Genomic DNA, 26,453 nt, shown 5'->3' with positions numbered 1-26,453 from the left:
ACCGACTGGATCGCCGTCGCCGCTCCTTCCGCCCCTGCCGCCTGCACCGACTGGATCGCCCCGCCCCTGTAGCTTACACCGACTTAATCACCGTTGCCGCTCCTTCCGCCCCTGCCGCTTGCAACGAACGGCCGCTCCTACTCGCACCGAGCCACCGAGCTAACGATACTCAGCGACGCTATTCCGCTCCAAACGACGCTCTGCATTTTCTAGCGATACTCACAAGCGCTATTGAGCCTCCGACGGCGAAAAAACATGGTTTCAGCACCCAATAGCGTTCCTCAGTATCGTTACGATTTTCAATCGCCTCTTTTCAGGACGAATAGCGTCCTGCAGTATCGTTAGCGCACCGCAAGCGAACGAAAAAAGCCCCACGCTCGAAATCGAGCGTGGGGCTGTGCCTAAGATCAAGCTCGCCAGCGTGAGCGTGCATCCACGCCTGGCGGTCAGCCGCCGGCGCGGCCTCACAGATGCGCCAGCCATGCAAAGCCTCTGCGCATCAGCACACGCAGCAGCCTGCACACGCCGTCTGGGCGCATTTTACATCCCTCTGCGCATCGTCGTGTATGCACAGTGCTTGGGAGCAGGGCCCTGCGCGGAGCCTAAGCGGCTCCGTCGCCGCTTAGGCCGCGACGTCCCGCTTCGTGAATACGAACCAGGACAGCGCCATGAAGACGAGGTAGTAGCCGGCGAGCACGGCCAGCGAGAAGCCGAGCGTCATCGGAGAGCCGGAATGGAGCTCTCCGCTCGCGCCGCCGCTGCCGATGTAGCGCGTCAGGTTGAGGTGCTGGAACAGCACGTAGTCCACCCACGGCTTGTCCACGAGCCGCAGCAGCTGCGACAGCGTCGCGCCCATGAGCAGCAGGAACAGCGACAGTCCGATCGACAACGCGCTGCTGCGGAATACCGCCGAGATCATGAAGGCGAGCGTGACGCCTACGGCCGCGGAGATCAGCTCGAGCAGGAAGTACTGATGATAGTACGACCATGCCGACAGGCCCGGGTCGAGGACGCCGAACGCCTTTTCAGCTGAGACGCCCCGCTCGTAGCCGAACACCGCCGAGTTGATCAGCAGCACGGACAGATAGACGACCAGCAGCGTGAACATCACGAAGATCAGCACGGAGACGTACTTGGAGAGAAGCACCTTGGAGCGCGTCCACGGCCGGATCAGCAGCAGCTTGATCGTGCCGCCGGTGAATTCGCCGGCGACGCTGTCGGCGGCGATGATGACGCTGAAAATGTTGGCCAGCGGCACGAGCAGCATGAGCATGACGCTCGTCATCGACCACATCTCCAGCGGAGAGCTGGAGGAAGCCGAGGCGATGAGCGCGATCGCCGCCGCCAGCAGCGCCAGCAGGCCGAGCATGATCCATGCCCGCGGGCGCCGGTAGATCTTCATGTTCTCGTTCGCGACGAGAGCTGCAAAATCAAACAACCGATTCCCCTCCCGTCACTTCCAGGAATTGCTCTTCCAGCGTCTTGCCGGCGGAGCGGATGCCGTACACAAGGATGCCGCCGCGCACGAGCAGCGCGTTGATCTCGGCGACGTCGGCGCGGCGGGCGTCCAGCAGGATCGCCCCTGCCTCGCTCCGCACCTGCACCTGCGCCGGCACTCCGTCCGCCGTCCGGATGGCGTCCCGGATCAGCGCGGCCGCCTCGTCCGGACGGTCAACCTCGAACAGCATCTGCACCGGCATGCGGATGCCGGCCGCATCGGCCTCCTCGCCGCCGCGCAGGCGGCGGACGTCGATCAGCCGTCCCGCCTGGATGATCGCCGCCTGATCGCACATCAGCTCCATCTCCGACAGGAGATGGCTGGAGACGAACACGGTCGTTCCCTCCTCCGCCGCCAGCCGGCGCAAGTAATCGCGCAGCTCGCGGATGCCCGCGGGATCGAGCCCGTTTGTCGGCTCGTCCAGAATGAGCAGCGAAGGCTTGTGCAGCAGCGCCTGAGCGACGCCGAGCCGCTGCCTCATCCCGAGCGAGTAGGTCTTGACCTTGTCCTCGATGCGCTTGTCCAGGCCGGCGAGGCGGATGACCTCGTCGATGCGGTTGCGGCTGATGCCCGGCACCATGCGCGCATAGTGCAGCAGGTTCTGGTAGCCGGTCAGATATTTGTACATCTCCGGATTCTCCACGATCGCTCCGACATGGCGGATCGCCTTTTCGTAGTCGGTGCGGATGCTGGAGCCGCCGATCACGATGTCTCCCTCCGACATGCGCATCAGGCCGACCATCATGCGGATCGTCGTCGTCTTGCCCGAACCGTTCGGACCGAGAAATCCAAATACTTCGCCTTGCGGAAGCTCGAGCGACAGATTGTCGATGATCGTCTTGCCGCCGATCCGCTTCGTCACTTGCTTCAATTGAACGATAGGCTGGCTCAGCATGGTTGACCTCCCTCCGTTTCCATCCATATCCAGCCTATTATAGCCTATCCGCGCTCCGGTTGGAAACCGCGCCTGCATCCGCGGCAGCGAGCCTTTTTTTTGGCGAAGGCTGTTTCAGAACGGATCCTTCCCGGTTAAGAAGAAAAGGATCCGCCGCTCCTTCCTGCTTCTCGCCGTGCGGATCGCGGCTCTGAAGCAGAATCTAGTCTCCTCGGCCGTCTTTTCCGACAAAAAAAAGCATCCCGCCCATGTCCTAGGCCGGAATGCCTGAAGCGATTCGCAAGTGTGTCGTTGTTCCAGCTCGCTCAGGCGCTTAGGATCGAGCAGCCGTACAGCAGGCTGGACGGAGATGAGCTTGGTCCCGGGTCAGATCCGGATCCCCCAGGGGAAGTCGATAGGCCGGAGCTGGAAGCTTGCTTCGCATCGCGGCAGGACGTGCAGCTGCCAAGCGGATAGGACGCCTGATAGAATCCGGTCTGGAACAGCTTGTCCGCCGCTTCGAGGCGAAGCAGCTGCCCGCAGCATAGACAATGGAACATCTGCCAGTTCGCTTTCATGTCCATCTTATCACTCCTCAGACTGGAATGGTCTTGCCCCCTTCTCCTTACCCGAGCTTACCAGATACGAAACGTATCCCGATTTCGTTTATTCATCCGGCAACCGTCAAGCCGAGATCGAATAGTGGGCGAAGCGCGAATGCGCGATGTCGCGAGCTCCAGGGGCTTGTCCGTCCCGGTCGGCCGCAGCGCCTCCCTCTGCCTGATCCTCGCAGGCTTTGCAGCAGCCGAGCCGGTAGTCGACGCGATAAAAGCCCGTCCGGAACAGCACCGACGCCTCGGCGCCCGGAAGCTGACGGTCGCAGCTGAGGCAATGGAATTGATCGTTGAATCTCATCATGAATCCCCCTTTGGGTTGTCGTTCTGCTCCTCTGCAAGCAAGCCGCGGTATGGAAGCGAGAGCAGCATGAGCCCCCTCGAGCGTTTTGGTTGTTACGATCTGTATCAACACCTCTTTAATTTATTGCAATTCTCTTCATTCGTCAAGACAGTAGAGGACCCGATTCCGCAGAAAGTTGTCGAAATTCGCTGGATCGTTATGTATCCGCTTACATTTTCGACCAAAGAAGAAGAATTCCTTCTTTATTTAGCGATATTTTAAAAAAATCCGGCTTTCGCTTGAAAGCCGGATTTCGCTGCCGCCGCGTATCGAACCGCCGATGTCGGCCTTGACGCCAGTCAGCCGATCTTTTCCCACTGATCCCGGCTTCGCTGGTCCATGCGGTCGAGGTTGGACAGCTCGAACCGCCGTCCATCGTCGTCGGTCACGATCCAGCGCCCGTCCGCCAGGCTGTGGATGCCTTCGTGCAGGATGCTCATATGCAGCATGCTCGGACCGTAGTCGGTCTCGACCGACCAGATCCACTCCGGCCCCTTCTTGCGGATGGAGACGATGCGCTCGATGCGCGGAATCGTATACTCCCGCTCGAGCTCCATGACGGCCGCGATGCGGCTCTCCTCCTCGAGCTGATCCAGGCTCGGCAGCAGCAGCAGCTCCTTGCCCGTATCGGCGGTACGCACCGAGATGAGCCGATCCGGCAGCGAGTACGGAAAGCAGCGCACGAGCTTGACGCGGCCCATCGGCTCGCCGCCGAGCACGGCCTTGAGATAGCCTTCGCGGCTGTGGTACAGCATCACCTCGTAAGGCTTCGAGCGGTTCATGAACACCAGGTTGCCGTTCATCATCCCACCTCCGATTCGGTCATCTGCTTCTGCGACTCGACGAGCCGCCAGTACGTGCCCTTGCTGCGGTACAGCTCGTCATGCGTGCCGGTCTCGGCGATGCGGCCCTGCTCCAGCACGATCAGCCGGTCGGCGCCGCGCAGCGTCGAGAGCCGGTGGGCGATGGCGATCGTCGTGCGTCCTTTGACCAGGCGGGCCAGAGCCTCCTGGATGGCGCGCTCCGTCTCCGTATCGACCGAGGCGGTCGCCTCGTCGAGGATGAGGATCTCGGGATCGAGCAGCACGGCGCGGGCGATTGCGATCCGCTGCTTTTCGCCGCCGGAGAGGCGGTGTCCGCGCTCCCCGACCTGCGTCTCGTAGCCTTCCGGCAAGCCGCAGATGAAGCCGTGCGCCCCCGCCGTGCGCGCCGCTTCGATGATGCTCTCGGGCGACGCGTCCTTTCTGCCGTAGGCGATGTTCTGGGCGATCGTACCGTCGAACAGGAACGTCTCCTGCAGCACGACGCCGATGCGCGCGCGCAGGCTTTCCTGGGCGATGTCCCGCAGGTCGATGCCGTCCAGGCGGATGCTGCCGGCATCCGGGTCGTAGAACCGGCAGACGAGATTGATGAGCGTCGACTTGCCGGCGCCGCTCGGACCGACGAGGCCGATCATCTCGCCGGGGCGGATCGTCAGGTTCAGGTCCTTCAGCACGGCGCGGCTCTTGTCGTAGCCGTAGCGGACGCCTTCGAAGCGGATCTCGCCCTGCGCGCTCTCGAGCTGCACCGCATCCGGGCGGTCCGGCGTGTCGCTCTTCGCATCCATCAGCTCGAAGATGCGCTCGGCCGAGCCCATCACCCGGTTGATCATGTTGAGCGAGGCGCCGAACGCCTGCAGCGGACCGAAGAACATGACCAGATACGACGCATAGGCGGTCAGCGATCCGAGCGTCATGCCGCCGCCGAGCACCGACTTGCCGCCGGCGTACCAGACGAGCAGGCCGAACGCCGCGATGACGAGCGAGAACAGCGGCGAGACGCTCATCCACAGGTTGCCCATCGAGATCATGCGCTTCACGAGCGTATCGTTCGCCTGCGCGAAGCGCTGCTTTTCACGCCGCTCCTGGGCGAACGCCTTGATGACGCGGATGCCCTGCAGCGACTCGCCGATGACGTTGTTGACGTTCATGACGCTCATCCACTGCGAGTACCACAGGATGCGGATGCGCGGCCAGATCCAGAGGAAGCCGAGCGCCAGGAACGGCACCGGAATGAGGATCATCCACGTCAGCGGCGCGTTGAGGTAGAACAGCAGGCCGAGCACGCCGACCGCGAGCAGCACCTGCGAGAGGAACTGGATGAAGCCTTCGGTGAGGAACTGCTTGAGCTCCTCCGTGTCGTTCTGCACGCGGCTGATGAACTGCGACACCTGCCTGCGGTCGAAATAGCTCATCGACAGCTTCAGGATCGCGTCGAACGCATGCTTGCGGATGTCGCCCATCAGCCTGCCGCCGAAGCGCAGGCCGATGAAGCTGCGGGCCATCGAGACGCCCGTGCCGATCAGATGCACGGCCGCCATGGCGACGATGAGCCAGAGCAGCGCGCTGCGGCTGCCGCCTTCGGTGAAGTTGTCGATGAGCAGCTTCATCAGATAGGTCGGGATGAGCTCGAAGGCGATGCTGAAGAGCAGCAGGACGCCGCTGGCGATCATCAGCCGGCGATGCGGCTGAGCGTACGCCAGGATGCGGCGGACCATGAGGTATTTGTTGCTGCAGCGGAGGCACTTGGTGCGCCGGTGCCAAAGGCGCTTGCCGCAGACGCGGCAAGCGCGGGAGGGCTCGGCCGCGCCCTGCGGCTCGGCCGAGACGGCTGCGCCGCGCGGGGCGGCGGCTTGCGCCGCGCCTCTGCGCACGCGCGGCGGGAGCTTTTGGGGCGCGCCGGCTTGCGGCGCGGCGTGGGGCTCGCGCCCGGAGGGCGCGGAGGGGCTCGCGCCGGCAGCGTCGCTGCCCGGCGCGGGAGGCTGCGGAGCCGCTCCCCCGGGAACCGGGAGCGGCTCCTCGAGCCATGCGGCGATGCGCGGCATGGCGATGCGGTACGCTTCCAGATGCGGAAGCGTGAAGCGCGCCCCCTCGCGCATGCCGTCGCGTGTCAGCAGGACGAGCGCGCCTCCTGCGACGCCTTCCCGCAGCTCGATCTCGTCGATCGTGCCTTTCGGGAAGCGCCGCTGCAGACGGCCCTGCTCGTCGATCACCGCCGCTTCGCGGTCGGTGAACACGAGCTCATAGCGCTGGAACTGCCGCGCTTCGTTGATGTCCGCGCCAAGCCGCAGCCAGCCATCGGCCAGCCGCTGCCTCAGCGCCGCAGCCGCTCCATCGCCTCCCGTTCGCTCACCATCCGTCGGCTCGACCGCCTTACGTCTGCCGCCGCCTCTGCCTGCCTTGCCGTACGCCATGCCCTCCGCCTCCTTGCTGTCCTAAGTCGCTAGTGTTGGTGCTAGCGCTGCTTGCTAGCGCTCCGTGCTAGCGTTGCTTGCTAGCGTTGCTTGCTAGCGCTGCTTGCTAGCGTTGCGTGCTAGCGCTGCTTGCTAGCGTTCCGTGCTAGTCAGACCGTCGCTCCGCTGGCACTGCACGCCCCCTCTCATCACCGCCACGCTACTTCGCTTGCTCCTTGCTCTGCCCAGCGGCTAGCATTCCTCCGCTATCGCCTCGCTGATGCCACGATACCTCGCGTTCAGACCTGCAACCCGACATTTTCGGGTTGCAGCCCCCGATTCGCGCCTCCGGGCTCCTGCAACCCGATTTTTTCGGGTTACAGCCTCCGATTCGCTCCTCCGGGCTCCTGTAACCCGACATTTTCGGGTTGCAGCCTCTGACTCGATCCTCCGGGCTCCTGCAACCCGACATTTTCGGGTTGCAGCCCCCGATTCGCTCCTCCGCACTCCTGCAACCCGATTTTTTCGGGTTACAGCCTGTGACTCGCTCCTCCGGGCTCCTGCAACCCGATTTTTTCGACTTAATGCCCTTCGGGAGCCCGCGTTAGAGCACATTAGCTCGATTTTTTCGAGTTAATACCTGCTGGATGCCCAACTCGAACCCTACTAACTCGATTTCTTCGACTTAATGCCTCCTGGGACGCCCCTATTCGAGCCGAGTTACTCGGTTTCTCCGCGCAACTCCGACGCTGGCGCATCTGTTCGAGCCGAGTTACTCGGGTTTTCCGAGTAACTCCGACGCTGGGGCATCTGTTCGTGCCGAGTTACTCGGTTTCTCCGCGCAACTCCGACACTGAGGCTCCTGTTCGAGCCGAGTTACTCGGTTTCTCCGCGCAACTCCGTCGCTGCCGCATCTGTTCGAGCCGAGTTACTCGGGTTTTCCGCGCAACTCCGGCGCTGAGGCCCCTGTTCGAGCCGAGTTACTCGGTTTCTCCGCGTAACTCCGACGCTGGGGCTCCTGTTCGAGCCAAGTTACTCGGTTTCTCCGCGCAACTCCGACGCTGGGGCATCTGTTCGAGCAGACTAACCCGGGTCTTCCGAGCAACTTGGGCGCTTGGACTCTCGTTCGAGCCTATTCGCTCGTCCCGTCCGCGCATCGGCGCGCTGTCTTCGTCAACGCGAAGCCGCGCGGTACATCGGCTTGCGGGACATGCTCCAGGTGCCGAGCTTGCGCGTAAATTTGCGCGTCAACGGATAGTGCAGCACGAGCCAGCGCAGCAGCCGCGCCTGCCAATGCTTCGGCGTGATCCACTTGCCGCCGAATTCAGCGGCACGGCTGCCCGTGCCTGATGGCGCCGCTCCTGCCGCCCCAACCGCGGCTACCGCTCCCTTCGCGGCCCTTGCGCCATCCGCATAGGCCTCCGATTCCGCGGATCTCGCCGCACCAGCCCCAACCGCGGCTACCGCTCCCTTCGCGGCCCTTGCGTCATCCGCATCGGCCTCCGACTCTGCGGATCTCGCCGTACCAGCCCCAACCGCAGCTCCCGCTCCCTCCGCGGCCCTTGCGCCAGCGGCATCGGCCGCCGCCTCCTTCGCCGCGCCAGCCCCAGCTGCCGCGATCCTCGCCACGCCCGCTCCTCCGCCGCGCCGAGCTCGGCGGACGCCGGTCCAGAGGCCGAGGATCGCCTCGGGGCCGACCGGGTCGTCGGCGACATAACTCGTGTCCCCGCGGAACACGTACTGACGGCCGGCGCCCTCGCCGCGGATCTCGACCAGGCGATGCCCGGTCAGGATGCCGCTGCCGCTTACGAACAAGCATACATCCCCTACCTCCAGGTCCCGCGCGCGGACGCGCACGAAGCGGCTTGCGTCGCCTTCCCGGATTAAGGGATACATGCTCATGCCGAAGGAGGTCAGCTCCATGGCGCCGCGCTTTTGAATCAAGGCGGCCACCATGGGGGCCAGGTTGCCCGCCGGACTATTCATGCACGATCAGCCCTACGCGGATGAGCTCCGCTACATACGCCTCCACGTCGGCCTGCACCTGCAGCGGATCCGCCGCATACTCCGAGGCGACGCGCTCCGTCAGCTGCGAGATGGTCGGGCATGCCTCGAGCAGCTCCCATATGTAGCCGCCCATCTCGTTCACCTTCGTGATCGAGTGGCTTTCCAGATCGAGCAGCACCCATTCGCCGTCGAGCTCCGCCGTTTCGATCGATTCCTGCCGCTTCAGGAGCTGATTTGCCAGCACTGTCATGAGATGACCTCCCAGAATGAATCGTTTTTTTGAAAATGCAGCTCATACGCCGGCACGCGCTGCACGACCTCGCGGCAGACCGCGATCATCTTGGCCGTCTCCGGCTTGCTGTGCTTCCAATAGAACACCTTGTCCATGAGGCCGATCAGCGCCTCGACCTTGCCCACCGGCTCTCGCCGCACTTCCTCCGCCTGCACGAGAAAATGAACGCCGCCGAGCGGACTGGCATCGGCCTCGCCGCGCTCTTCGTTCTCGCTGCGCAGCGGCGAGTCGTGGATCGTCACGCCGCCGTCCGCATCCAGCAGCAGCAGCGTCGCCTCGTCCGACAGAATCGGCCGCGGCGCCGACAGCTCGGCCGCCGTCGATTTGCCCGCTCCGCTATGCCCGACGAACATCCACGCCTTGCCGCCGTCCACGACGCAGGAGCTATGCACGAGCAGCCCCTCGCGGCGATGGATCAGCCATGCGCTGTACCAGTTGATGAGCGCATGCTTCAGAGCCAGATCGTCGAATACTTGCAGCTTCACGCTCGAATAGTCCGCCGACGTCTCCATCCGGTAATCCTTGCGCGAGTACACGACCGTGTCGCCGTCCGCTTCGATCTCGACCGGACCCTCGTCGTACATCGAGCCGTAAAAATCCGTTATGTACAGCACCGCCTTGGCCCCTGCCGCTTCCGTCGATGCCAACGCCGCCACCACTTCGCTCTCGCTCGCTTCACCCGCAGCCGCCTCGACTGCCGCCTCGCCGCTCCCGACCGGCAGCGCCGCCAGCTCGTCCCGATCCTCCGGGAACCTCGCGGCGATCCATTCCTTCAGATGCTCGGTCTGCACTTCGAACCGGATGCGATGGTGGCCTACTTTTGCTTGATATAGATACATATTGTATCACCCCATATGTGACAATTCGCCGCAACGCCGACCCGAGAGAGGGGAACGGCCATAGGCCCGTTCCCCTCTTCGAGTCTGCCTGCGCTTGCTCGGCGGCAGCTTCCCGCCATCCTGCACGCTTCGACCTCGCTCCGCCCGCCTTGCAGCGGGCTTGCACGCTTCGACCTCGCTCCGCTCGCCTTGCGTCGAGCCTGCACGCTTCGACCTCGCTCCGCCCGCCTTGCGGCGGGCTTGCACGCTTCCAATCGCTCCGCACGCCTCCACGCTCGTCCGCCTGCAACGGCGCCTACTTGGCGCCGTCGTAGCGGTCCAGGTAGCCGAGCGGCTTCGTTCCGCAGCCGCATGGACCTCCCGGTCCGCCCGGCCCGTAGAACAGCCGGCAGATGAACGGCGCGAAGTTCTGGCTTTTGCACCATTTGTAGAAAAAATTATTGCTGATGTTGACCGTGCCGAACTCGACCGACTGATGGCCGAGCACGGCAGGAGCGCAATACGGCTTCATCGACACCCACCTCATCCGGATATGCTGAGTCTGCTACTTCTTCGGCGTCCAGCCTTCCAGATGGTCAAGCGGCGCCGAGAAGCCTTTTCCTCCGCTCGGGCCGATGTTGCCATAGAACAGCCGGCAGATGAACGGTTTGAAGTTGTAGCACTTGCACCACTGATAGAAGAAATTATTGCTGATATTGACGGTGCCGAACTCAACCGCCTGATGGACGAGCACTCTAGGTGCGGCATAGGTCTTGATCACGCTGCTTCACCTCGTTTTCAGCCAGGACTGGCCGTCACTTCGGCGTTCCCTTGATGCCGGAGAAAGGCTCGTTGAAGCCATGTCCCCCGCCTACGCTCCCAGAACCAAAGAACAGCCTGCAGATGAACGGCCGGAAGTTGAACTGCTTGCACCAGCGATAAAAGAAATTGTTGCTGATGTTCACGGTGCCGAATTCGACCTGTTCGTGCATGATGACTTTGGGCGGGTTGTAAGCCTTCATGGAAACCACCTCGCTTTCTTCAATTTACGATACATTTTGTATCATGTCAAGGTTATTCCTTGTCGGATTCCCCTTGATATGACCAGAGGACCTTCCATTCACCGGACTCCTGCGCGACGAATACGTCCTGCCTGATCTCGAGCGCCCCGAAGCTGCTGAGATACGTCATCGTGACCGGCACGGCGAACACCTCCTCCAGCAGAGGCTGGTCCCCACCCATCCGCCAAGCGCCGACTTCCTCAAGCTCGCCGAGCTCGAAGCCGAACGTATCGACGCCGAAGTCCTGCATGAACACATGGGCTCGCTTCTGGATATAGCTGTCCTTGGCGAAATGCTCCTTCATCTGAGAGTGGAACAGTTCCCAGGACCCTCCGAAGTTGCCCTCCCGCTCCATCGTGTAGAAATCCGACACGACTTCGCGGGCGCCCCCCGAATCGACGCCGCCTCCGAGCCATCCCGCAGCAGAGCGCACCGTCAGCCACAGCAGCGCGGCCAAGCAAGCCGCAAGCAGCAGTCCGCCGATCGGCAGCCTTCTCTTTCTCCGGAACATTCGCTCCCTCCTCGTCCCATAACGTGCCTTAGGATATGAGCCGGGACGAGCGGTTAGACCTGCGGAACGCCTTCGAGACCAGGTATAGAAGCACCACCCCGAGGCAGCCGCCGATCCAATCGATCAGCACGTCCTCGGGGTTGGGGGTACGCGATAGGGAAAATTGCTGGTTGTACTCGTCCAGGCATGCGATCAGCGCCGTCAGCGACAGCGCGATGAACGCCGACAAGCCGGGCGTCACGCGGTACAGCCGGGCGAGCGCCCAGGCCAGAGCCGCCAGCACGGCATAGACGAACAGATGGGCCGCTTTGCGGAACAGGAACTCGATTACGTCATACGGGTTGAACGAGGGCATGTACAGCTGCCCGTTGTAATGGAACGACATCGGAGGCAGCCACTTCTGCGCCGTCTCCGCATCCAGCTTGCGCTCCAGCGCAGGCTTGATCGACTGGGTCTGATACGACTGGCTGGAAAAGACGAAAATCAGCAGCAGCCACGACAGCAGGCAGCCCCACAAAAGGGCTCTTGTCCGGCTCCGGCGAGGCGGCATCGCCGCGCTTGGCGGAGCGGCGGGACGCCGTCCTGCCGCCACGGTCCCGCGTCCGGAGCCGGGAGCCGCTCCGATCCGGCCTGCCGATTCCGCCGCCGTGCCGCGTCCGGCCGCAGGCCGGTTCCGGGAGCCGCTCGCGGTCCCGTCCACGCTTTTGCTTGCCATGCGGCGCTCTCTCCTTCATGCCCGGTTCGGGCGATCCGCCCGTCAATGGAGCACGGGCTTGCTTTGCTGCTGATGCTCCTTGATCATCGCGTGGAGCCGATCCCGCTCCGCCCGATCAACGATATAGTAGTAGATGCCGCCGATGCGCGTGCCTTGGCCGCTGACCTCTTTTTGCGTGATCTTCTCGATCTTCGGCCGATAGTTCACCAGCAGGTCCTTCATCGTGTCGAACGAGATGTCCGTCTTCACGTTGCTGCCGATCTGCTCGAGCATGCCGCTCGCCTTGGTCAGGCTGCTGATCGTGAGCGCGTTTTTCATCACCTGCTGGATGATGTCGCGCTGGCGGTTCTGCCGGCCGAAGTCGCCCCGCGGATCGTCGTAGCGCATGCGCGAGTACAGCAGCGCCTGCTCACCGGTCAGCTTCAGCTTGCCTTTCTCGTACGTCTGGCCGTCGATCGTAAAGGCGAACGAATTGTCCACCTCGACGCCGCCGAGCAGGTCGACGATCTTCTCGAAGCCTTCCATGTTGACCTTCACGTAGTAGTCCACCGGATAGTCGAGGAAGCTCTCCACCGTCTGCACGGCCATGTTCACGCCGCCGAAGGCATACGCGTGGTTGATCTTGTCCTCCGTATCGCGGCCGATGATCGTCGTGCGCGTATCGCGCGGAATGCTGAGCATGAGCACGTCGCTCTTCTGCGGATTGACCGCGAGCAGCATCAGCGTGTCGGTGCGTCCGACGTCGTTCAGCCGCTCGTCCACGCCCATTACGAGCACCGTGAACGGCAGGTTGTCGGACGGCACCGCTTCTTCCTCGACGGCAGGATCCTTGCTCACGTAGACCGGCCGCTGCGTCGGCTCGTAGACCTTGTGGGCCGTGCCTTTGATCGAGCTGTAGAAATACCAGGCGAAGCCGCCGACCGACAGCGCCGCCACCAGCAGGATGGACAGGACGGCGATCAGCGCCCGTTTCTGAATCAGGCTCATGGGGTGTCAAGCTCCTTCGCGCCGGCGCGCGGCCTTCTGCTGAGCAGATGCTTCAGCCGCAGCCGGTAGATTCGGGTGTACAGGGACAGCAAAGAGCCGCCCTTATCCTCCCGGAAATGGGAGCGCGCGTAATCCGCGGGCGGCAGGAACAGATACTGGATATGGCGGAGCATCGCGGACGGCTTGTCGTACGTGACGAAGATCGAGGCGAAGCGGAACAGATAGTACCGCCGGCTTTTGATGCCGAGCCCGGCCTCGCGCAGGAGGCGCTCGCTCCAGAACGGCCAGCGGCGCCGGCGATCGAGCGGCTTCACCCACTGCAGCGACGGGCAGAGGCGGTAAACGAGCGACAGCACCGCCGTCAGCTTCGCCAGATTGCCGTCTCGCCGGGCCCTGGCGAGCAGCGACTCGTAGGACACCGTATCCCAGGTCCGGTCGATCACCTGCGCGATGTCCACGATGTACTTCAGCGACGACATATGATGGTTGAACGCATGCAGGCAGACGTGGTAGAGCGTGTCCTCGTCGTTCAGCTCGCGCAGGCACGGGCTGCCGTCCAGCGGAGCCGTGCGGCTCCACAGCGCCTCCACGTCCGTCTCATGCCCGTGCGAGCGGAGGAGGCTCCAGTGCAGCTCGACGGCCAGGAACGGGAACATCGGGTTGTCGTAGAACTTGTTGAACAGCAGGTGGAAATGATCGTCGTCCAGCTGCTCGCCGTCCTCGAACCCGAGCCGCCGAAGCAGCGCCGACGCGCGCTGCAGATCCTCGGGACGGACGAGCACGTCGAGATCCGTCGTCGGCCTCGCCGCGAAGTGGCCGAAGAAGCGCTCCGCCATGCGGATGCCCTTGAGCGGGACGAGCGGGATGCCCTCCTGCTCGAACGCGCGGAACAGCTTCTTCTGCTCGGCGCGGATCAGCATGTTTTGGAACAGGATGCGCTCGGACTCCGCCTTCAGCTCGGCCTGCAGCCAGGCGGGAGCTTCCTGGAGCAAGCCCCTTTCCTGAAGGAGATGGTAGAACTGGCTGCCGGTAAAGGAGTCGCGGATATCCGCCCAAGCCCGCCTCCAGCTCTCCTCCTCCCAAGGCTCGTTCTCGGATCGCTCATAGATCCGGTCCAGCAGCTGCATCGATTCGCTCGGCTTCAATGGAATCCTCGCCTCCTTTCCGGCGGCCAGCCGCCTCTTGCTAAAATTGCAGAGCGGGGCTCTGCTCGCGGACGCCCTTGCTCAGATTGGGACGGCCGACCGAGTAATAAACGAACGACGTGCCGGCGAGCTCCTCCTCCGTGAACTGGTTGCGGCCGTCGATCAGCACGGGACGGCGCAGCAGCGTCTCGAGCCGGGCGAGCGGGAACTCGCGGAACTCCTTCCACTCCGTCAGCAGGCAGAGGGCGTCCGCTCCTGCCGCCGCCTCCTCCGCGCTGGCGCAGTAGTCCACGCGAGGATGATCGAGCTGACGGCTGAAGTTGTCCTGCGCCACCGGATCGTAGGCGCGCACCCGGACGCCGGAGTCGACCAGCGTCTGGATGATCTCGAACGCCGGCGCGTCCCGCACGTCGTCCGTCTCCGGCTTGAACGCGAGGCCCCAGACGGCGACCGTCTTGTCGGCGAGCTCGCCGAGCGTCGCCTCCAGCTTGCGGATGACGCCGAACCGCTGATCGCGGTTCACCTCGACGACCGACTTGAGCAGCTTGAACTCATAGTCCACATGGCCCGCGATCTGGATGAGCGCCTCCGTATCCTTGGGGAAGCAGGAGCCGCCGTAGCCGATGCCGGCCTTGAGGAACGACGAGCCGATGCGCCGGTCATGTCCCATGCCCTCGGCGACGCGGGTCACGTCCGCGCCGACCTTCTCGCAGATGTTGGCGATCTCGTTGATGAAGCTGATCTTCGTCGCGAGGAACGCGTTGGAGGCGTACTTGATCATCTCCGCGCTGCGGATGTCCGTCAGCAGGATGTTGTCCGTCAGCGGACGGTGCAGGGCGCTCAGCCGCTCCCGCGCGATGCCGCTGTCCGTCCCGATCACGATCCGGTCCGGATTCAGCGTGTCGGCGATCGCCGAGCCCTCGCGCAGGAACTCCGGCACCGACGCGATGTCGAAGGAATGGATCGTATGCTCCGAGACGATCGCGCCGACCTTCTCGTTTGTGCCGACCGGCACCGTGCTTTTCGTCACGATGATCTTGTAGCCGTCGAGCGACTCGCCGATCTCCTTGGCCGCCTGCTTGATGTAGCTCAGATTGGCTTCGCCGCTCGGCAGCGACGGCGTGCCAACAGCCAGGATGACGATATCCGCCGCCCTCACCGCCGACGGCAGGTCCGTCGTGAAGCGAAGCCGTCCCGCCGCCGCGTTGGAGGCGATCAGCTCCTTCAGGCCCGGCTCGTAGATCGGCACCTCTCCCGCCTGCAGCTTGGCGATCTTGTCCTCGAGCTTGTCGACGCAGATCACGTCGTTGCCCAGCTCGGCGAAGCATACTCCCGACACCAGACCGACATAGCCGGTCCCGATCACAGCAAGTTTCATCTCTCTATCCGCTCCTTATCCGATAGGCTGCACGTAGCTCATAATGTCTTCCCAGTGCAGGCAGAGCCGCACGATGTCTTCCTCCACCAGCTCCGAGCCGCTCTGCACCTCGATGATCTCCAGCTCGCGGACGGCGCGGACGCTGTGCAGCATGCCGGCCGGCACGAGCACGACATCGCCCGGCAGCAGCCGCTGCTGCTTGCCGTCCAGGATCAGCTCGCCTTCTCCGGACGTCACCGTCCATACCTCGCTGCGCCGCTGATGGTACTGATAGCTGAGGTTCTTGCCGGCCGCGATGCGGATCCGCTTCGTCAGCACCTCCCGCCCGTCGTCGTACTTCACATAGTCGACGACCTTGTACGAGCCCCAGCGGCGCTCCTCGAACATCGGGCGCTGCTCGAGGCTGCCGTTCACGTCCTTGATGCGGGAGCTGGCCGCCTTCTCCGAGACAAGGATGCCGTCGGGGCTGGCCGCGACGACGAGGCCCGACACGCCCATCACCGTGATCGGGATGTCCAGCTCGTTGATCAGATGCGTATCGCGGCAGTCCTCGGTGACGATGCCTTTGCCGACGACCGTCTCCGTCATCTCGCCCGTCAGCATGTTCCATGTGCCGAGATCGCGCCACACGCCGCTGTACGGCGTGACGACGAGCCGCTTCAAGTTCTCCACGACCTCGTAGTCGAAGCTGTTCTTGGGCAGCCTGCGGTACTGCTTCACCATCTCGTCGTACTGGATCGGCAGGTTCATCGAGATGAGCAGGTTGATCATGAGATCCAGCCGGAACGCAAAAACCCCGCAGTTCCAAAGCGCCCCCAGCTCCATGAGAGCCAGCGCTTCTTCCCTTCGGGGTTTTTCCTTGAAGCTATTCACTTGTCTAAGGCCGAGCGGCATGGGGGCGGCGGTCGGGACGATATAGCCGAAGCTTTCCGATGGATGATCCGGCACGACTCCGATCAGCGCCAGCTCCGCATCCGACGCGGCCACCGCTGGCTCCAGCGACTTGACGACATCGAAGAAGGCGTCGTCCACATACGGATCGACCGGCATGATCGCGATGATCTCATCCAGGGGCACGCCGGCAATCGAGTACAGATAGGTCGCCGCGAGCGCGATCGCCGGGAAGGTGTCTCTTCGTTCCGGCTCCACGATGATCGGCACCTCATGCCCGAGCTGGCTTTGCAGCACCTCGACCTGCGAGCGGCTGGTCGCGATGTAGCTGCCGCTTGCCAGTCCCGCTTGCTCCAGCTGCCGCCATACTCGCTGGACCATCGACTCGGCCGCTCCGTCCTCCCTCTTCAGCAGCGGCAGGAACTGCTTCGACCGGAGATCGTTGGACAGCGGCCAGAGCCGCTTACCGGAGCCTCCCGACAGTAGAACGGTTTTCATATAGAATCTCCAATCTTAACGCTTTTTGTTTTTTTCTCAACTTGTTTTTTTAGGACATTAACCAATTTCCCTTTCAGTTCTTTATCAAGTGAAAATGTTAGTATTAAAAATAGAGAAAACAAAATAACCACACCAAGTACAGGGTTCAACCACGATATTCCCTTTAAATAATATCCCAGCAACAACATGGTTATGAAGATCGGAGCCAAGGAACCAAGTGACTTATAGATGATAACAATTCCAATTTTTCTCAGTGCAACTAGACCAATTAAATTTATAAGCTCAACTATTACTGCCGCAAATGCAGCACCGACTGCACCATATCTCGAACTTAATAACAAAAACAAAATCACCGCCAAACAGCAATTTGCTACTTGGAAAATTGACCGCTTCTTATGATATCCAGCAGCTGCCAATCCGTCAGAAATTGGTGAGCTTATTGACTGCAATAAAACAATAAAACTTAAAACAGATAGCAGGAAAGCAGCCTCAACCCATTGTCGTCCTAAAACTATATTTACCCACCACTCTGAATAAATTGCAAAAGGCAAACAGAGCATCATTCCTATACATGACATGAATTTAGTTTGCATTATATTTAATTTCACTTGTTCGAAGTTGTTATTCGCATTACTAAGTTTGAATAACATTGGATAGAAAGCAAGAGCTAATACATTGGGAATTTGATATAAAATACTCGGAATTCTATATGCAGCCGAATAATTTCCCACCTGAGTCAACGAACTCGTCTTTTCTAATATAATTGGCCCCAGCTGAGGAAAGAACATGACAACAAAACCAGAAATCGAAAATGAGATCAATCCATTGGACAACTTATTCGACCACTTAAGTTTAAATCTCACTTTTCTCAATACAAGACCAGTACTAATAACCCCACCAAAGAGTATTGAAAAACCGTAGGCTAATGAATATGAAAAAACGTCGGACTTCAGATAAAAACAAAGCAACAATGATAGAGCAGTTAACAGCCCGGTCGAAGCACGTATAAGTGCCGTAAACTTCATCAGTTGAGTTACCTGAAAATATGCCACACCATATCCAGTTAAAACAGAGCCTAATATCGAAGGTATTACGCACCACAGTAAAACCTGGTAATGAGATGGAGAATAAAGAGTCAGTATAAGTACACAAGTAACTAAAAGAGTTAATCCCCCGTAAAAAAGTCGTTTCCCTAAGTAAATAGCCAATAGTTCCTCAATATCAGATCCCGCTTTTGTCCCTTCTCTAATGAGAGTATGTGTCAAACCAAGCTCAGTAAAAAAACCACTGATAATTGTAATTGATATTGCTAGACTCAAGAGACCGTATTCATCGATTCCGAGAGATCTAGCTACTAAAATGGTTGCAATACCAGATACAAATCGAACTAAAACATGACTGAAAAAGAGGTAGATCGAATTCTTAACAATGGTCAATAAATTCATATTAATTCTGATCTTACTTTTGGAATGTATAAACTTCTCTTTCTTTGCTGCCTCAAACGAACCTCATTCGTCCCATAGGATTCATTTTCATTATGGTTAAGATATTCATTTAAAAACACCAGCCTAGCTACTATGAACCCTAGAAATGCAAAAATTGGGCTGGTGCCTCCAATTAGAAAACTTTGTGTCAAGGAGTAATATACAAAAATAAAACTCAACGTAATAAACTCAACCCTCTCAAATGAAGAATCGCTATATAACTTAAAGTTGACATATAGAATCTTGAAGAGATATAAACTAAAGATAAGTAGTGAAAGTAAACCTATAATTCCCGAATACTTAAACACCACTAAAAATGGTGTTTGAAAAATAAACCGATATCCATAGAAATTAGTACTTTTATCAATTATTTTCACTTCTCCATAGTCATTACTTACATAATCCGATTTGTATGGAGTTCCTATTCCAGACCCAGTAATATATTTCGCAACATTGCTTGAGTTAATGTCATTTATATAGTCTGAGATTTGACCACCTCTTGTATTTATGCCATTGGAATTCATTACTCCTTCAATAGAAGAATAGTTGAAGCAAATTAAAATGATCAAGATCGCAAATACCGAATACCATTTCAGAAACATATTCATTTTCATCTTCAATAGAGGGAATAGTACTAAAACAAGAAAAAGATAAATAAAATTAGTTTTATACACGGAGAGGAAATTTTGATAGGCCATGAATAAAAAGATAATATAAAGTCCAATTCTGAAAAAGCGATTCTCTTTTTTGAAATTCGAAATAATCAATACAAATGTTAACGTGATTATCAAAAGTGAGATTGTATATGCATCCTCCTGGTCCAGTATTTTCACAACTTGACCGTATCTCACCCATAATTCATTTGAATTAAAACTTAATAAGCTAATGTACCCGCTGATTAGAATAAGCGAGATTGGAATTAAATATTTCTTCAAACTCAATTTCATTCCGATGAATCTGTTCGTTAACAAAAATGTCCCCAAGAAATAGAACAAACCTTTTGTCATTAAGATCTGATAACTCCCATGATCAAGCCAATATCCTTTATAAACGAAAAATGAAAACAATCCAAGAAATAAGATCACACTTTCCTTTAACATGAATACTCTAGCAAACTGATTTGTTCTTATGAGTTTGAACAAATCAGGCATCAGCAATACCGTAGCTATGATAAAGATTAAATCAAATATACTAAAAGACAATGGAAGTTTGAAATTCCACAAAAAGTTTCGAGGGATTGTAACATTGAAATCATGTATTTTCTTGATCATTATATTATACGAAGTATTGAAAACCATGAAGATGATAAAAACAACTGTTTTATTTGAAACCCTGGTTTTCCAAAAAAACAATGTTATTAGGAAAACGATTGAGGTCACAAAAAAAAGTATCGAGTCAAGAGCTAAACCTCGTTCCATAAGATTTCTCCTTATTATTTAAATACTGATCATATATTTCAAGATGTGATTTTAACATTTTTTCAGTTCTAAATTCTTTCGATTTTTCAAAGCAACCATTAATTATTTCACCTTTCTCAGTAAGACTCAAATCTAAAAAATCATTTATTTTCCTGGTTAGATTCAATGGATTATCCACATCGAATAAGTGATTCGAATCCAAGATAATTTCTGGAATCCCCCCTTTATTTGATGCAATGACTGGAGTTCCATTATTGTAAGCCTCTATTACTACCCTTCCAAAAGGTTCTTCCCATCTCGAAGGAACTATAATTAGATCGGACTTAAACATTTCGTTGTCAACCTGCTCGCTGCATATCTTTCCATGAAACACAATATTGTTATGATGAAGATTTTTCGACCTCATCTCTTCATAATCATTCCCTGTCCCAAAAACATTCAATTCAGCTTCATGGCCAATACCATTAAACGCATTAATTAAGATATCTACCCCTTTGTTTCTTTCGACTTGACCAAAGTAACTAATTATAGCCACCTGATTTTCTTCCTTCTTTAATAATGATTCTTTTGCACCTTCAATCGAGTTAAAGATAACGTGTTTGGTTGCATTACTAAAAAACTTTTTTTCTAAATGTTTGTTTAATATAAAATTAGATATCCCAATAACAACATTGACATGTCTGCTATGCCATTTTGTGCTGAGCGAAAAAAAATAGTTAAAAGCCTTAAATTTTATTGGTTCAAATAAAGAATAGTCACGCAACGTGTGGATTAGTGGAATGTTCCTCTCACCAGCCAGCGACCAAACAACAGAACTTAAACCGGTAATATTCTGAGTATGAATCAGAACAGGCTCTATATCATCAATAATTTTAGATACTTCTTTTCTAATATTTTTGTTCTTTATATCCTTTAAATGCCATAATATTTTATTTAAAACACTCTTTTTCTCTCTATTACCAATCCAAAATTTATTATGAGGAGGTATCCGAAACACTCTGACGTTATTAACAATATCGCATTGCACAGAACTATTATTACCCGTTGTTATAACATTGACATTAAAATAATCAGTTAATGCTTCAGCCAAAATCTTGGTTGATTTTTCAGCTCCGCCAATTATGTCTGGATAGTACAGACTATTCACAATCACTATATCTTCCTTCATACATCACCTTATCGTTGATTTTATTCATTATTATAGTATTCATGAATTTTTCAGATGTGTAGTCCCATTTAAATTTTGAAGAATGGTTCAAGGAACGTTGAACAAAAGCTGCTTTTCTATTTTTATCTTCATACAACTGATTAATTACCTCTGCAATATCATCAACACTCATAGGGTCACAATAAATAGCTGCGTCTCCACAAATCTCTTGCAAGCAAGGGATTCTCGATACAATTACGGGACATCCGCATGCCATCGCCTCTAATGGCGGAAGTCCAAACCCTTCATATAAAGAAGGGAATAGAAAACAATAGGCGTGGCTGTATAACGTTTTGAGTTGCTCATCAGTGACATATCCTAAGTAATGAATGTTATTTTGATTTGATAAAATGCTGGGATTGAATACTTTTGGATTCGCTCCACCTGTAATAAGAATGTTCAAGTTCGGATTAAGGAGCGCAGCCGCTTCAACTATGCGGCTATAATTCTTATTTGGGTTCATGCTGCTTACAACAAGCACATAATCCCCATAGGAATGAACATTAAATTTTTTATCCTCTGAGACCTCATTAATATGATTAATACCAGAGTATATGACCTCAACTTTTTTCTCATTCAGAATACAATGGTGAATCAATTCACTTTTAGAAAAATTAGATACAGTCACAATTCTACTTGCAAAGAGTGAAAAGGAGTGGAATAGCAATTTATACCACAGTTTAAACTTCCAATTAAAGCCCTCTGGTGCTGAGAAAACTGCCGCATCATGAAGCGTAATACTTTGATTCATTTTAAAGATGGGCCCAGTGTTGCATAGATTGACCAGGAACTTTTTACGAGAGAAAAAAGCCAAATCGACCTGCTCCCAACTATGTCCCCTTCGCTTTCCGTAATGGACAAGCTTAATAGTCTCTAATGCAAAAGGTAACTCTTTAACGTCATACCCTTCAGGAACGACTAACTGTGCCTCCACAGTAAGATCGATAAACTTTTTATCTAAACTTTTAACCAATTCAATTGCATAACGTTGAACGCCCGTTAATTGCTGGGTCAAAAATCGACCATTTATAACTATGTCCATTGTTTATCACCTTTATAAATTTAAACTAACTTCATGATTTAATGAAGGTTTGTTTAAATATGTGTTTAGAATTTGTTGATTCATTTCTTCAGCAATGAAATGAGCTAAATATATTTCCCGGGAACGTTCTCCCATCTTCTTTAACGTAGCTTTATCTAACGAACCAATAATACTTTTGAGTTCATTTAATCGATCTAGGTTAAAAACATATCCATTTTCATTATGACGAACGAGTTCAGGTAATGCACCTCTATTGCTGCAAACGACAGCCTTCCCGTTTCTCATTGCCTCGATCGCAACAATTCCAAATCCTTCCCAACGAGATGGAATAATAACGCAATCTGCTTGACTAATATAGAAATCGATTTCCTTATTATTAATCCACCCTAACTGAATCGAGTTATACGGGAAATTATACTTTGCATCATTTAATACAGAAGCACCTATTAAATATAGGTTTACTTGATTAAAGTTATTTCTATTGAACACATCCAAAAGAATATCAAACCCTTTTTGGCGATCAAACCTTCCAATGAACAACAAGCTTATTTTATTTGGATCAAATTTTATGCGTTCACTTACTTCCTCAAATTGAACTTTTCTTTCAGAAACGCCATTATAAATGACTTGCGACTTATCAGCAGGAAGGCCATACTCCATAGCTTTTAAATATTCATATTTTGAAATATGAATGATGGAGTCCGTTTTTATACTTAAGACCTTCTCTATCATTGCGTAGATTCTCTTCTTAATCGGATGAATCTCCATAAGAAAAGACCAGCCATGAGAACAGTATATGACGCGATATTTTCGACCACTTAAAAAAAGCAGTAAACGAACAAATAAGCCTGCAAATGTCCCATGGATATGGACAATATCAGGCTTGATTTGCTTCAATTGCTTTCTAATAAACCATATTGCCTTAATAAAATATTTCAGACTTCTCTCATATGGGTACAGTATAACTCGTGTAGGATCAAGTGGCAGGTTTTCTTTATTCGTATTTAGCTCTGAAGCGATTAAAAATACATCGTAATTATGTTTCTGGTACTGCAGCACTTCATTTAGATGTGTTTCTATTCCGCCTTTAGTAAATTCACAAACATGTACAATTACCGTCATGTTGTACCTCTCAAAAAGCATCTTTTGAACCCGTCAATAATTTAAGGGTTCTCAAGATGATTTTAATATCGAACAGAATGGTTCTCTTTAGTATATACTCGACATCCAGCTCCACCATGTCCTTGAAGCTCAGGTTGTTCCGTCCGCTCACTTGCCAAAGCCCCGTGCAGCCGGGCGTCACTTTAAGCCGTTGCTTGTCATATGGCGTATACTCCGCAACCTCTCGGGGCAGCGGCGGCCTTGGCCCGACCAGCGACATGTCGCCTCTGACCACGTTCCACAGCTGAGGCAGCTCATCGATGCTCGTCTTGCGGATGAAACGGCCGATCCTCGTAATGCGCGGATCATCCTTCATCTTGAACATGGCGCCTTCGATCTCATTCTGAGCGAGAAGCTGCGGCAGCAGCTCCTCCGCATTGGAGACCATCGAGCGGAATTTATACATGCGGAAGGCCCGCTCGCCCTTTCCCACTCTTTCTTGAGAGAAAAAGACAGGCCCGTTGCGATCCTCCAGCTTGATCAGCACCGCAAGCACGATAAAAACCGGCAGCAGCAGCAGCAGTCCGATTGATGCCGCGATGATATCCAATGCTCGTTTCATCATCAGGTAGCCTCTGAGGCTTCTTTTGGCTTCTGCAGCATAAGTAGAGTAATAGGAGGTCGAGTCGAGCACCGCTTCGGCTTCCTTGCCATTCGGGTTCAGGCTCATCGTATCGTCACCTCAGCTTGATCATATTGGATTGGTTCGTATGGTCTTTGATCATTTCTTCGAGTGCGGTCAGGAGAGGGTGCTTCAGCTCATCGTTGCGGAGAGCGAAGTCGATCGTCGTCAGGATGAAGCCGAGCTTCTCGCCGACATCGTAGCGTTTGCCTTCAAAATCATAGGCGTAGACGCCTTGCCGCTCATTGAGCTTCTGAATGGCATCCGTCAGCTGAATCTCCCCGCCGGCGCCAATGCTGTGCTCGCCGAGATAGTCGAAGATCTCCGGCGTAAACACATATCGCCCCATGATGGCCAGATTGGAAGGCGCTTCTCCCAGCGGCGGCTTTTCGACGAACCGCTTCACCTGTACGAGCCGTCCCAACGTCTCGATCGGATCGACGATGCCGTAGCGGTCCGTCTGCTCGATGCCGACCGTCTGGACGCCGATGACGGAGCGCCCCGTGTCTTGATACTGCTCGATGAGCTGCCGCGTGCAAGGGACGTCCGCCTGGACGATGTCGTCGCCGAGAAGTACGGCGAACGGCTCGTCACCGATGAAGTTGCGGGCGCACCAGACCGCGTGGCCCAGCCCCTTCGCTTCTTTTTGCCTTATGTAATGAATGTCCACATTGGACGATTTCTGCACCTCGCTCAGCAAGCCGAGCTTGCCCTTCTCCATCAGGCTGTGCTCCAGCTCGAACGCGATGTCGAAGTGATCCTCGATCGCCCGCTTGCCTTTGCCCGTCACGATAATGATGTCTTCGATGCCGGACTGGACCGCCTCTTCCACGATGTACTGGATCGTCGGCTTGTCGACGATCGGCAGCATCTCCTTGGGCATCGCCTTGGTGGCCGGCAGGAATCGGGTTCCGAGACCGGCAGCCGGGATGATAGCCTTGCGCACTTTTTTCATGCAATCACCTATCCTTATCTTTTTTCTCTCTGGCTCTTCAGCCCTAACATGAAGAAATGCCAAAAAAACGAGCTACGTTTCCCTGTCGAAACATAACCCGTTTTTATGGCTTTTCTTGATTTTTACCCTCTCCATAAGGGTAAAGTGGGGCATTCAACCCCGCCTCACGCCATACCATCGACGACTCGCGTCTAAGGTCCGCATACGGACCCACAGTATGGCCGAGTGCCTACAGTGATAAAGGTTCAGTAGGCATTACCTATACGATTCCTTCATCAGGCTCGAAAACTTATTTCGCTTCCGCTCCGTAATAGTAGTAGTTGTACTTGTCGCCTTTGCGGCTTTTCGTGTTGTTGAGCACGACGCCCAGGATGCGGGCGTTCACATGCTCCAGACTGGACTTCGCCTTGCGCACCAGCTCGCTTTTCACTTTGCCGGCATGCACGACGAGCAGCACGCCTTGGCAGAGCGAGGAGACGATGATCGAATCGGTGACGGCCAGCACCGGCGGCGTATCGAAGATGACCACATCATAGTCGGCTTTGAACTGCTCCAGCGTCGCCTTCATGCTCTGGGAAGCGAGCAGCTCGGACGGATTCGGAGGCACCGGCCCCGACGGCAGGACGAACAGGTTGTCGACGAGCGTCTCCTGCACCGCATCCGCAGCGCGGCATTGGCCTGATACGACCGTCGATAATCCCACGCGGTTGGATACCTGAAACACTTTGAACACGGACGGCTTGCGCAGATCGGCATCGATCAGCAGCACTTTTTTGCCTTCCTGAGCGTAGGTCACCGCGAGGTTGGAGGCCGTCGTGCTTTTGCCCTCGCCCGGATTGGCCGAGGCGACCATGATGACCCGGATCGCTTCATCGAACGAGGAGAACTGGATGTTCGTGCGCAGCGTCCGGTACGCTTCCGAGATCGGCGATTTTGGATCGTAATAGGTGACGAGGCTGGATTCACTGGTTGAGCGTGGCATACGATCCCTCCCCTACAGGCTTAGGCTTGGATGCGGACGGCTTTTTCGAGCGCGTGCCGTACTTGTCGATTTTGGTGATGAGCGCCAGCATCGGCAGCTCAAGCTCTTTTTCGATATCCCGCTCCGTCTTGATCGTGTCGTCCAGATAGTGGAGCAGGAACACGAGGCCGACCGCGAGCATGAACGAAACGACGAATGCGATGAAGATCAGCACGATCGGGCTGGTGTTGATGCTGTATGCCGCCGCTTCGACATCGGCTTTGTTGAGAATCGTGACGTTGTCCACTTTCATGATGTCGGGGTTGGTCGTGCGGAACGTTTCTGCGATCGCGTTGACCGCCTTGGCCGCTTGAGGGTAGGAGGTGCTGACGAAGCTCAGGTCCATGACCTGGGATTCCGCAGAGGATCCGATGCTGAGGCCGCTGCGCAGCTCATCGGCGCTCATCTTCAGATCGGGGAAGTTGGTCGATACTTTGTTCAGGATCGCGTAAGACTGTATAATTTCTTTGTAGGAATTGATGACGGTAATATTGGTCTGCATCGTACTTAGATCCAGCATCGACGTTCCCTGAAAATCGAATGCTTGGTTGACGATGAGCTTGGCCGAAGCCTGGTAGATCGGCGTCGTATACATGAAGCTTTTGATTCCGGTCGCGACGCAGGCCAGCAGGACGATCGCGGCGATGAGCCACTTGCGCTTGGCCAAAATGCTGAGATACTCTTTCAACTCCACGTGATG

At 55.4% G+C, this 26,453-nt stretch carries 27 protein-coding genes; all 27 read right to left on the bottom strand.

The annotated features are described in order from the left end of the window. Positions 1-622: 622 nt before the first annotated feature. A complete protein-coding gene (locus tag NYE40_RS06760; RefSeq protein WP_153783113.1) occupies positions 623-1,438 on the bottom strand; it encodes an ABC transporter permease in 816 nt (271 codons plus the stop codon). Beyond that, entirely contained in the window at positions 1,431-2,393 is a 963-nt protein-coding gene (locus NYE40_RS06755; protein WP_043112008.1) for an ABC transporter ATP-binding protein, read from the bottom strand. Before NYE40_RS06755 ends, NYE40_RS06760 begins: the two co-directional genes overlap by 8 nt. A gap of 305 nt (positions 2,394-2,698) precedes the next feature. Beyond that, complete coding sequence (locus NYE40_RS06750; protein ID WP_153783112.1) at positions 2,699-2,956, bottom strand: hypothetical protein; 258 nt, start codon at positions 2,954-2,956, stop codon at positions 2,699-2,701. A 100-nt stretch (positions 2,957-3,056) separates the two neighbouring features. Next, the gene (locus tag NYE40_RS06745) at positions 3,057-3,290 is read right to left on the bottom strand and encodes a hypothetical protein (protein WP_127464560.1); all 234 of its coding nucleotides are present in this window, start codon (positions 3,288-3,290) and stop codon (positions 3,057-3,059) included. A gap of 338 nt (positions 3,291-3,628) precedes the next feature. Further along, the gene (locus tag NYE40_RS06740; RefSeq protein ID WP_084137587.1) at positions 3,629-4,135 is read right to left on the bottom strand and encodes a DUF1854 domain-containing protein; all 507 of its coding nucleotides are present in this window, start codon (positions 4,133-4,135) and stop codon (positions 3,629-3,631) included. Further along, the gene (locus tag NYE40_RS06735) at positions 4,132-6,561 is read right to left on the bottom strand and encodes an ABC transporter ATP-binding protein (protein ID WP_228551330.1); all 2,430 of its coding nucleotides are present in this window, start codon (positions 6,559-6,561) and stop codon (positions 4,132-4,134) included. The genes NYE40_RS06740 and NYE40_RS06735 overlap by 4 nt, the downstream gene beginning before the upstream one ends. A 1,152-nt stretch (positions 6,562-7,713) precedes the next feature. Then, on the bottom strand, positions 7,714-8,526 hold the full coding sequence (locus NYE40_RS06730; protein WP_101808730.1) for a hypothetical protein: 813 nt from the start codon (positions 8,524-8,526) through the stop codon (positions 7,714-7,716). After that, positions 8,519-8,797: a PqqD family protein gene (locus tag NYE40_RS06725; protein ID WP_028600625.1), complete on the bottom strand. Its 279-nt coding sequence runs from the start codon at positions 8,795-8,797 to the stop codon at positions 8,519-8,521. The genes NYE40_RS06730 and NYE40_RS06725 overlap by 8 nt, the downstream gene beginning before the upstream one ends. Then, the gene (locus tag NYE40_RS06720) at positions 8,794-9,678 is read right to left on the bottom strand and encodes a hypothetical protein (RefSeq protein WP_153783111.1); all 885 of its coding nucleotides are present in this window, start codon (positions 9,676-9,678) and stop codon (positions 8,794-8,796) included. The genes NYE40_RS06725 and NYE40_RS06720 overlap by 4 nt, the downstream gene beginning before the upstream one ends. 295 nt (positions 9,679-9,973) lie before the next feature. Continuing rightward, positions 9,974-10,189 (bottom strand): hypothetical protein, encoded by a 216-nt coding sequence (locus tag NYE40_RS06715; protein ID WP_028600463.1) that lies wholly within the window; start codon positions 10,187-10,189, stop codon positions 9,974-9,976. Positions 10,190-10,222: 33 nt separating this feature from the next. Then, entirely contained in the window at positions 10,223-10,438 is a 216-nt protein-coding gene (locus NYE40_RS06710) for a hypothetical protein (RefSeq protein WP_146000513.1), read from the bottom strand. Between the two features lie 34 nt (positions 10,439-10,472). Then, complete coding sequence (locus NYE40_RS06705) at positions 10,473-10,679, bottom strand: hypothetical protein (protein ID WP_028600461.1); 207 nt, start codon at positions 10,677-10,679, stop codon at positions 10,473-10,475. Between the two features lie 52 nt (positions 10,680-10,731). Then, complete coding sequence (locus NYE40_RS06700; RefSeq protein WP_339279644.1) at positions 10,732-11,229, bottom strand: hypothetical protein; 498 nt, start codon at positions 11,227-11,229, stop codon at positions 10,732-10,734. A gap of 28 nt (positions 11,230-11,257) precedes the next feature. Further along, entirely contained in the window at positions 11,258-11,944 is a 687-nt protein-coding gene (locus tag NYE40_RS06695) for a VanZ family protein (protein ID WP_153783109.1), read from the bottom strand. A 42-nt stretch (positions 11,945-11,986) separates the two neighbouring features. Next, complete coding sequence (locus tag NYE40_RS06690) at positions 11,987-12,931, bottom strand: LCP family protein (RefSeq protein ID WP_153783108.1); 945 nt, start codon at positions 12,929-12,931, stop codon at positions 11,987-11,989. Next, complete coding sequence (locus tag NYE40_RS06685; protein ID WP_339279642.1) at positions 12,928-14,076, bottom strand: nucleotidyltransferase family protein; 1,149 nt, start codon at positions 14,074-14,076, stop codon at positions 12,928-12,930. The genes NYE40_RS06690 and NYE40_RS06685 overlap by 4 nt, the downstream gene beginning before the upstream one ends. A gap of 40 nt (positions 14,077-14,116) precedes the next feature. Continuing rightward, on the bottom strand, positions 14,117-15,454 hold the full coding sequence (locus NYE40_RS06680) for a UDP-glucose/GDP-mannose dehydrogenase family protein (protein WP_153783106.1): 1,338 nt from the start codon (positions 15,452-15,454) through the stop codon (positions 14,117-14,119). A gap of 15 nt (positions 15,455-15,469) precedes the next feature. Then, positions 15,470-16,843, bottom strand: a complete 1,374-nt coding sequence (locus NYE40_RS06675) for a sugar phosphate nucleotidyltransferase (protein ID WP_339279641.1) — start codon at positions 16,841-16,843, stop codon at positions 15,470-15,472. Continuing rightward, on the bottom strand, positions 16,840-18,288 hold the full coding sequence (locus NYE40_RS06670) for an oligosaccharide flippase family protein (protein WP_339279639.1): 1,449 nt from the start codon (positions 18,286-18,288) through the stop codon (positions 16,840-16,842). Before NYE40_RS06670 ends, NYE40_RS06675 begins: the two co-directional genes overlap by 4 nt. Beyond that, positions 18,285-18,929: a hypothetical protein gene (locus NYE40_RS06665; protein ID WP_339279637.1), complete on the bottom strand. Its 645-nt coding sequence runs from the start codon at positions 18,927-18,929 to the stop codon at positions 18,285-18,287. Before NYE40_RS06665 ends, NYE40_RS06670 begins: the two co-directional genes overlap by 4 nt. A 793-nt stretch (positions 18,930-19,722) precedes the next feature. Then, positions 19,723-20,892 (bottom strand): glycosyltransferase family 4 protein, encoded by a 1,170-nt coding sequence (locus tag NYE40_RS06660; RefSeq protein ID WP_339279635.1) that lies wholly within the window; start codon positions 20,890-20,892, stop codon positions 19,723-19,725. Next, entirely contained in the window at positions 20,885-21,994 is a 1,110-nt protein-coding gene (locus NYE40_RS06655; RefSeq protein ID WP_339279634.1) for a glycosyltransferase family 1 protein, read from the bottom strand. The genes NYE40_RS06660 and NYE40_RS06655 overlap by 8 nt, the downstream gene beginning before the upstream one ends. Before the next feature lie 12 nt (positions 21,995-22,006). Continuing rightward, entirely contained in the window at positions 22,007-23,116 is a 1,110-nt protein-coding gene (locus tag NYE40_RS06650; protein WP_339279632.1) for a glycosyltransferase, read from the bottom strand. A 10-nt stretch (positions 23,117-23,126) separates the two neighbouring features. Continuing rightward, on the bottom strand, positions 23,127-23,825 hold the full coding sequence (locus NYE40_RS06645; RefSeq protein WP_339279630.1) for a sugar transferase: 699 nt from the start codon (positions 23,823-23,825) through the stop codon (positions 23,127-23,129). Positions 23,826-23,832: 7 nt separating this feature from the next. Beyond that, positions 23,833-24,732 (bottom strand): UTP--glucose-1-phosphate uridylyltransferase GalU, encoded by a 900-nt coding sequence (galU, locus tag NYE40_RS06640; RefSeq protein ID WP_028600450.1) that lies wholly within the window; start codon positions 24,730-24,732, stop codon positions 23,833-23,835. Between the two features lie 289 nt (positions 24,733-25,021). Then, entirely contained in the window at positions 25,022-25,714 is a 693-nt protein-coding gene (locus tag NYE40_RS06635; RefSeq protein ID WP_101808714.1) for a CpsD/CapB family tyrosine-protein kinase, read from the bottom strand. Next, a complete protein-coding gene (locus tag NYE40_RS06630; protein WP_153783092.1) occupies positions 25,695-26,447 on the bottom strand; it encodes a Wzz/FepE/Etk N-terminal domain-containing protein in 753 nt (250 codons plus the stop codon). Before NYE40_RS06630 ends, NYE40_RS06635 begins: the two co-directional genes overlap by 20 nt. Positions 26,448-26,453 lie beyond the last annotated feature (6 nt).

It is taken from the genome of Paenibacillus sp. FSL W8-1187, assembly GCF_037965485.1.
Taxonomy (GTDB): domain Bacteria; phylum Bacillota; class Bacilli; order Paenibacillales; family Paenibacillaceae; genus Paenibacillus_O; species Paenibacillus_O pasadenensis.
The sequence above is the reverse complement of the archived record's forward strand: the minus strand, read 5'-3'. Positions and strand labels throughout refer to the sequence as shown.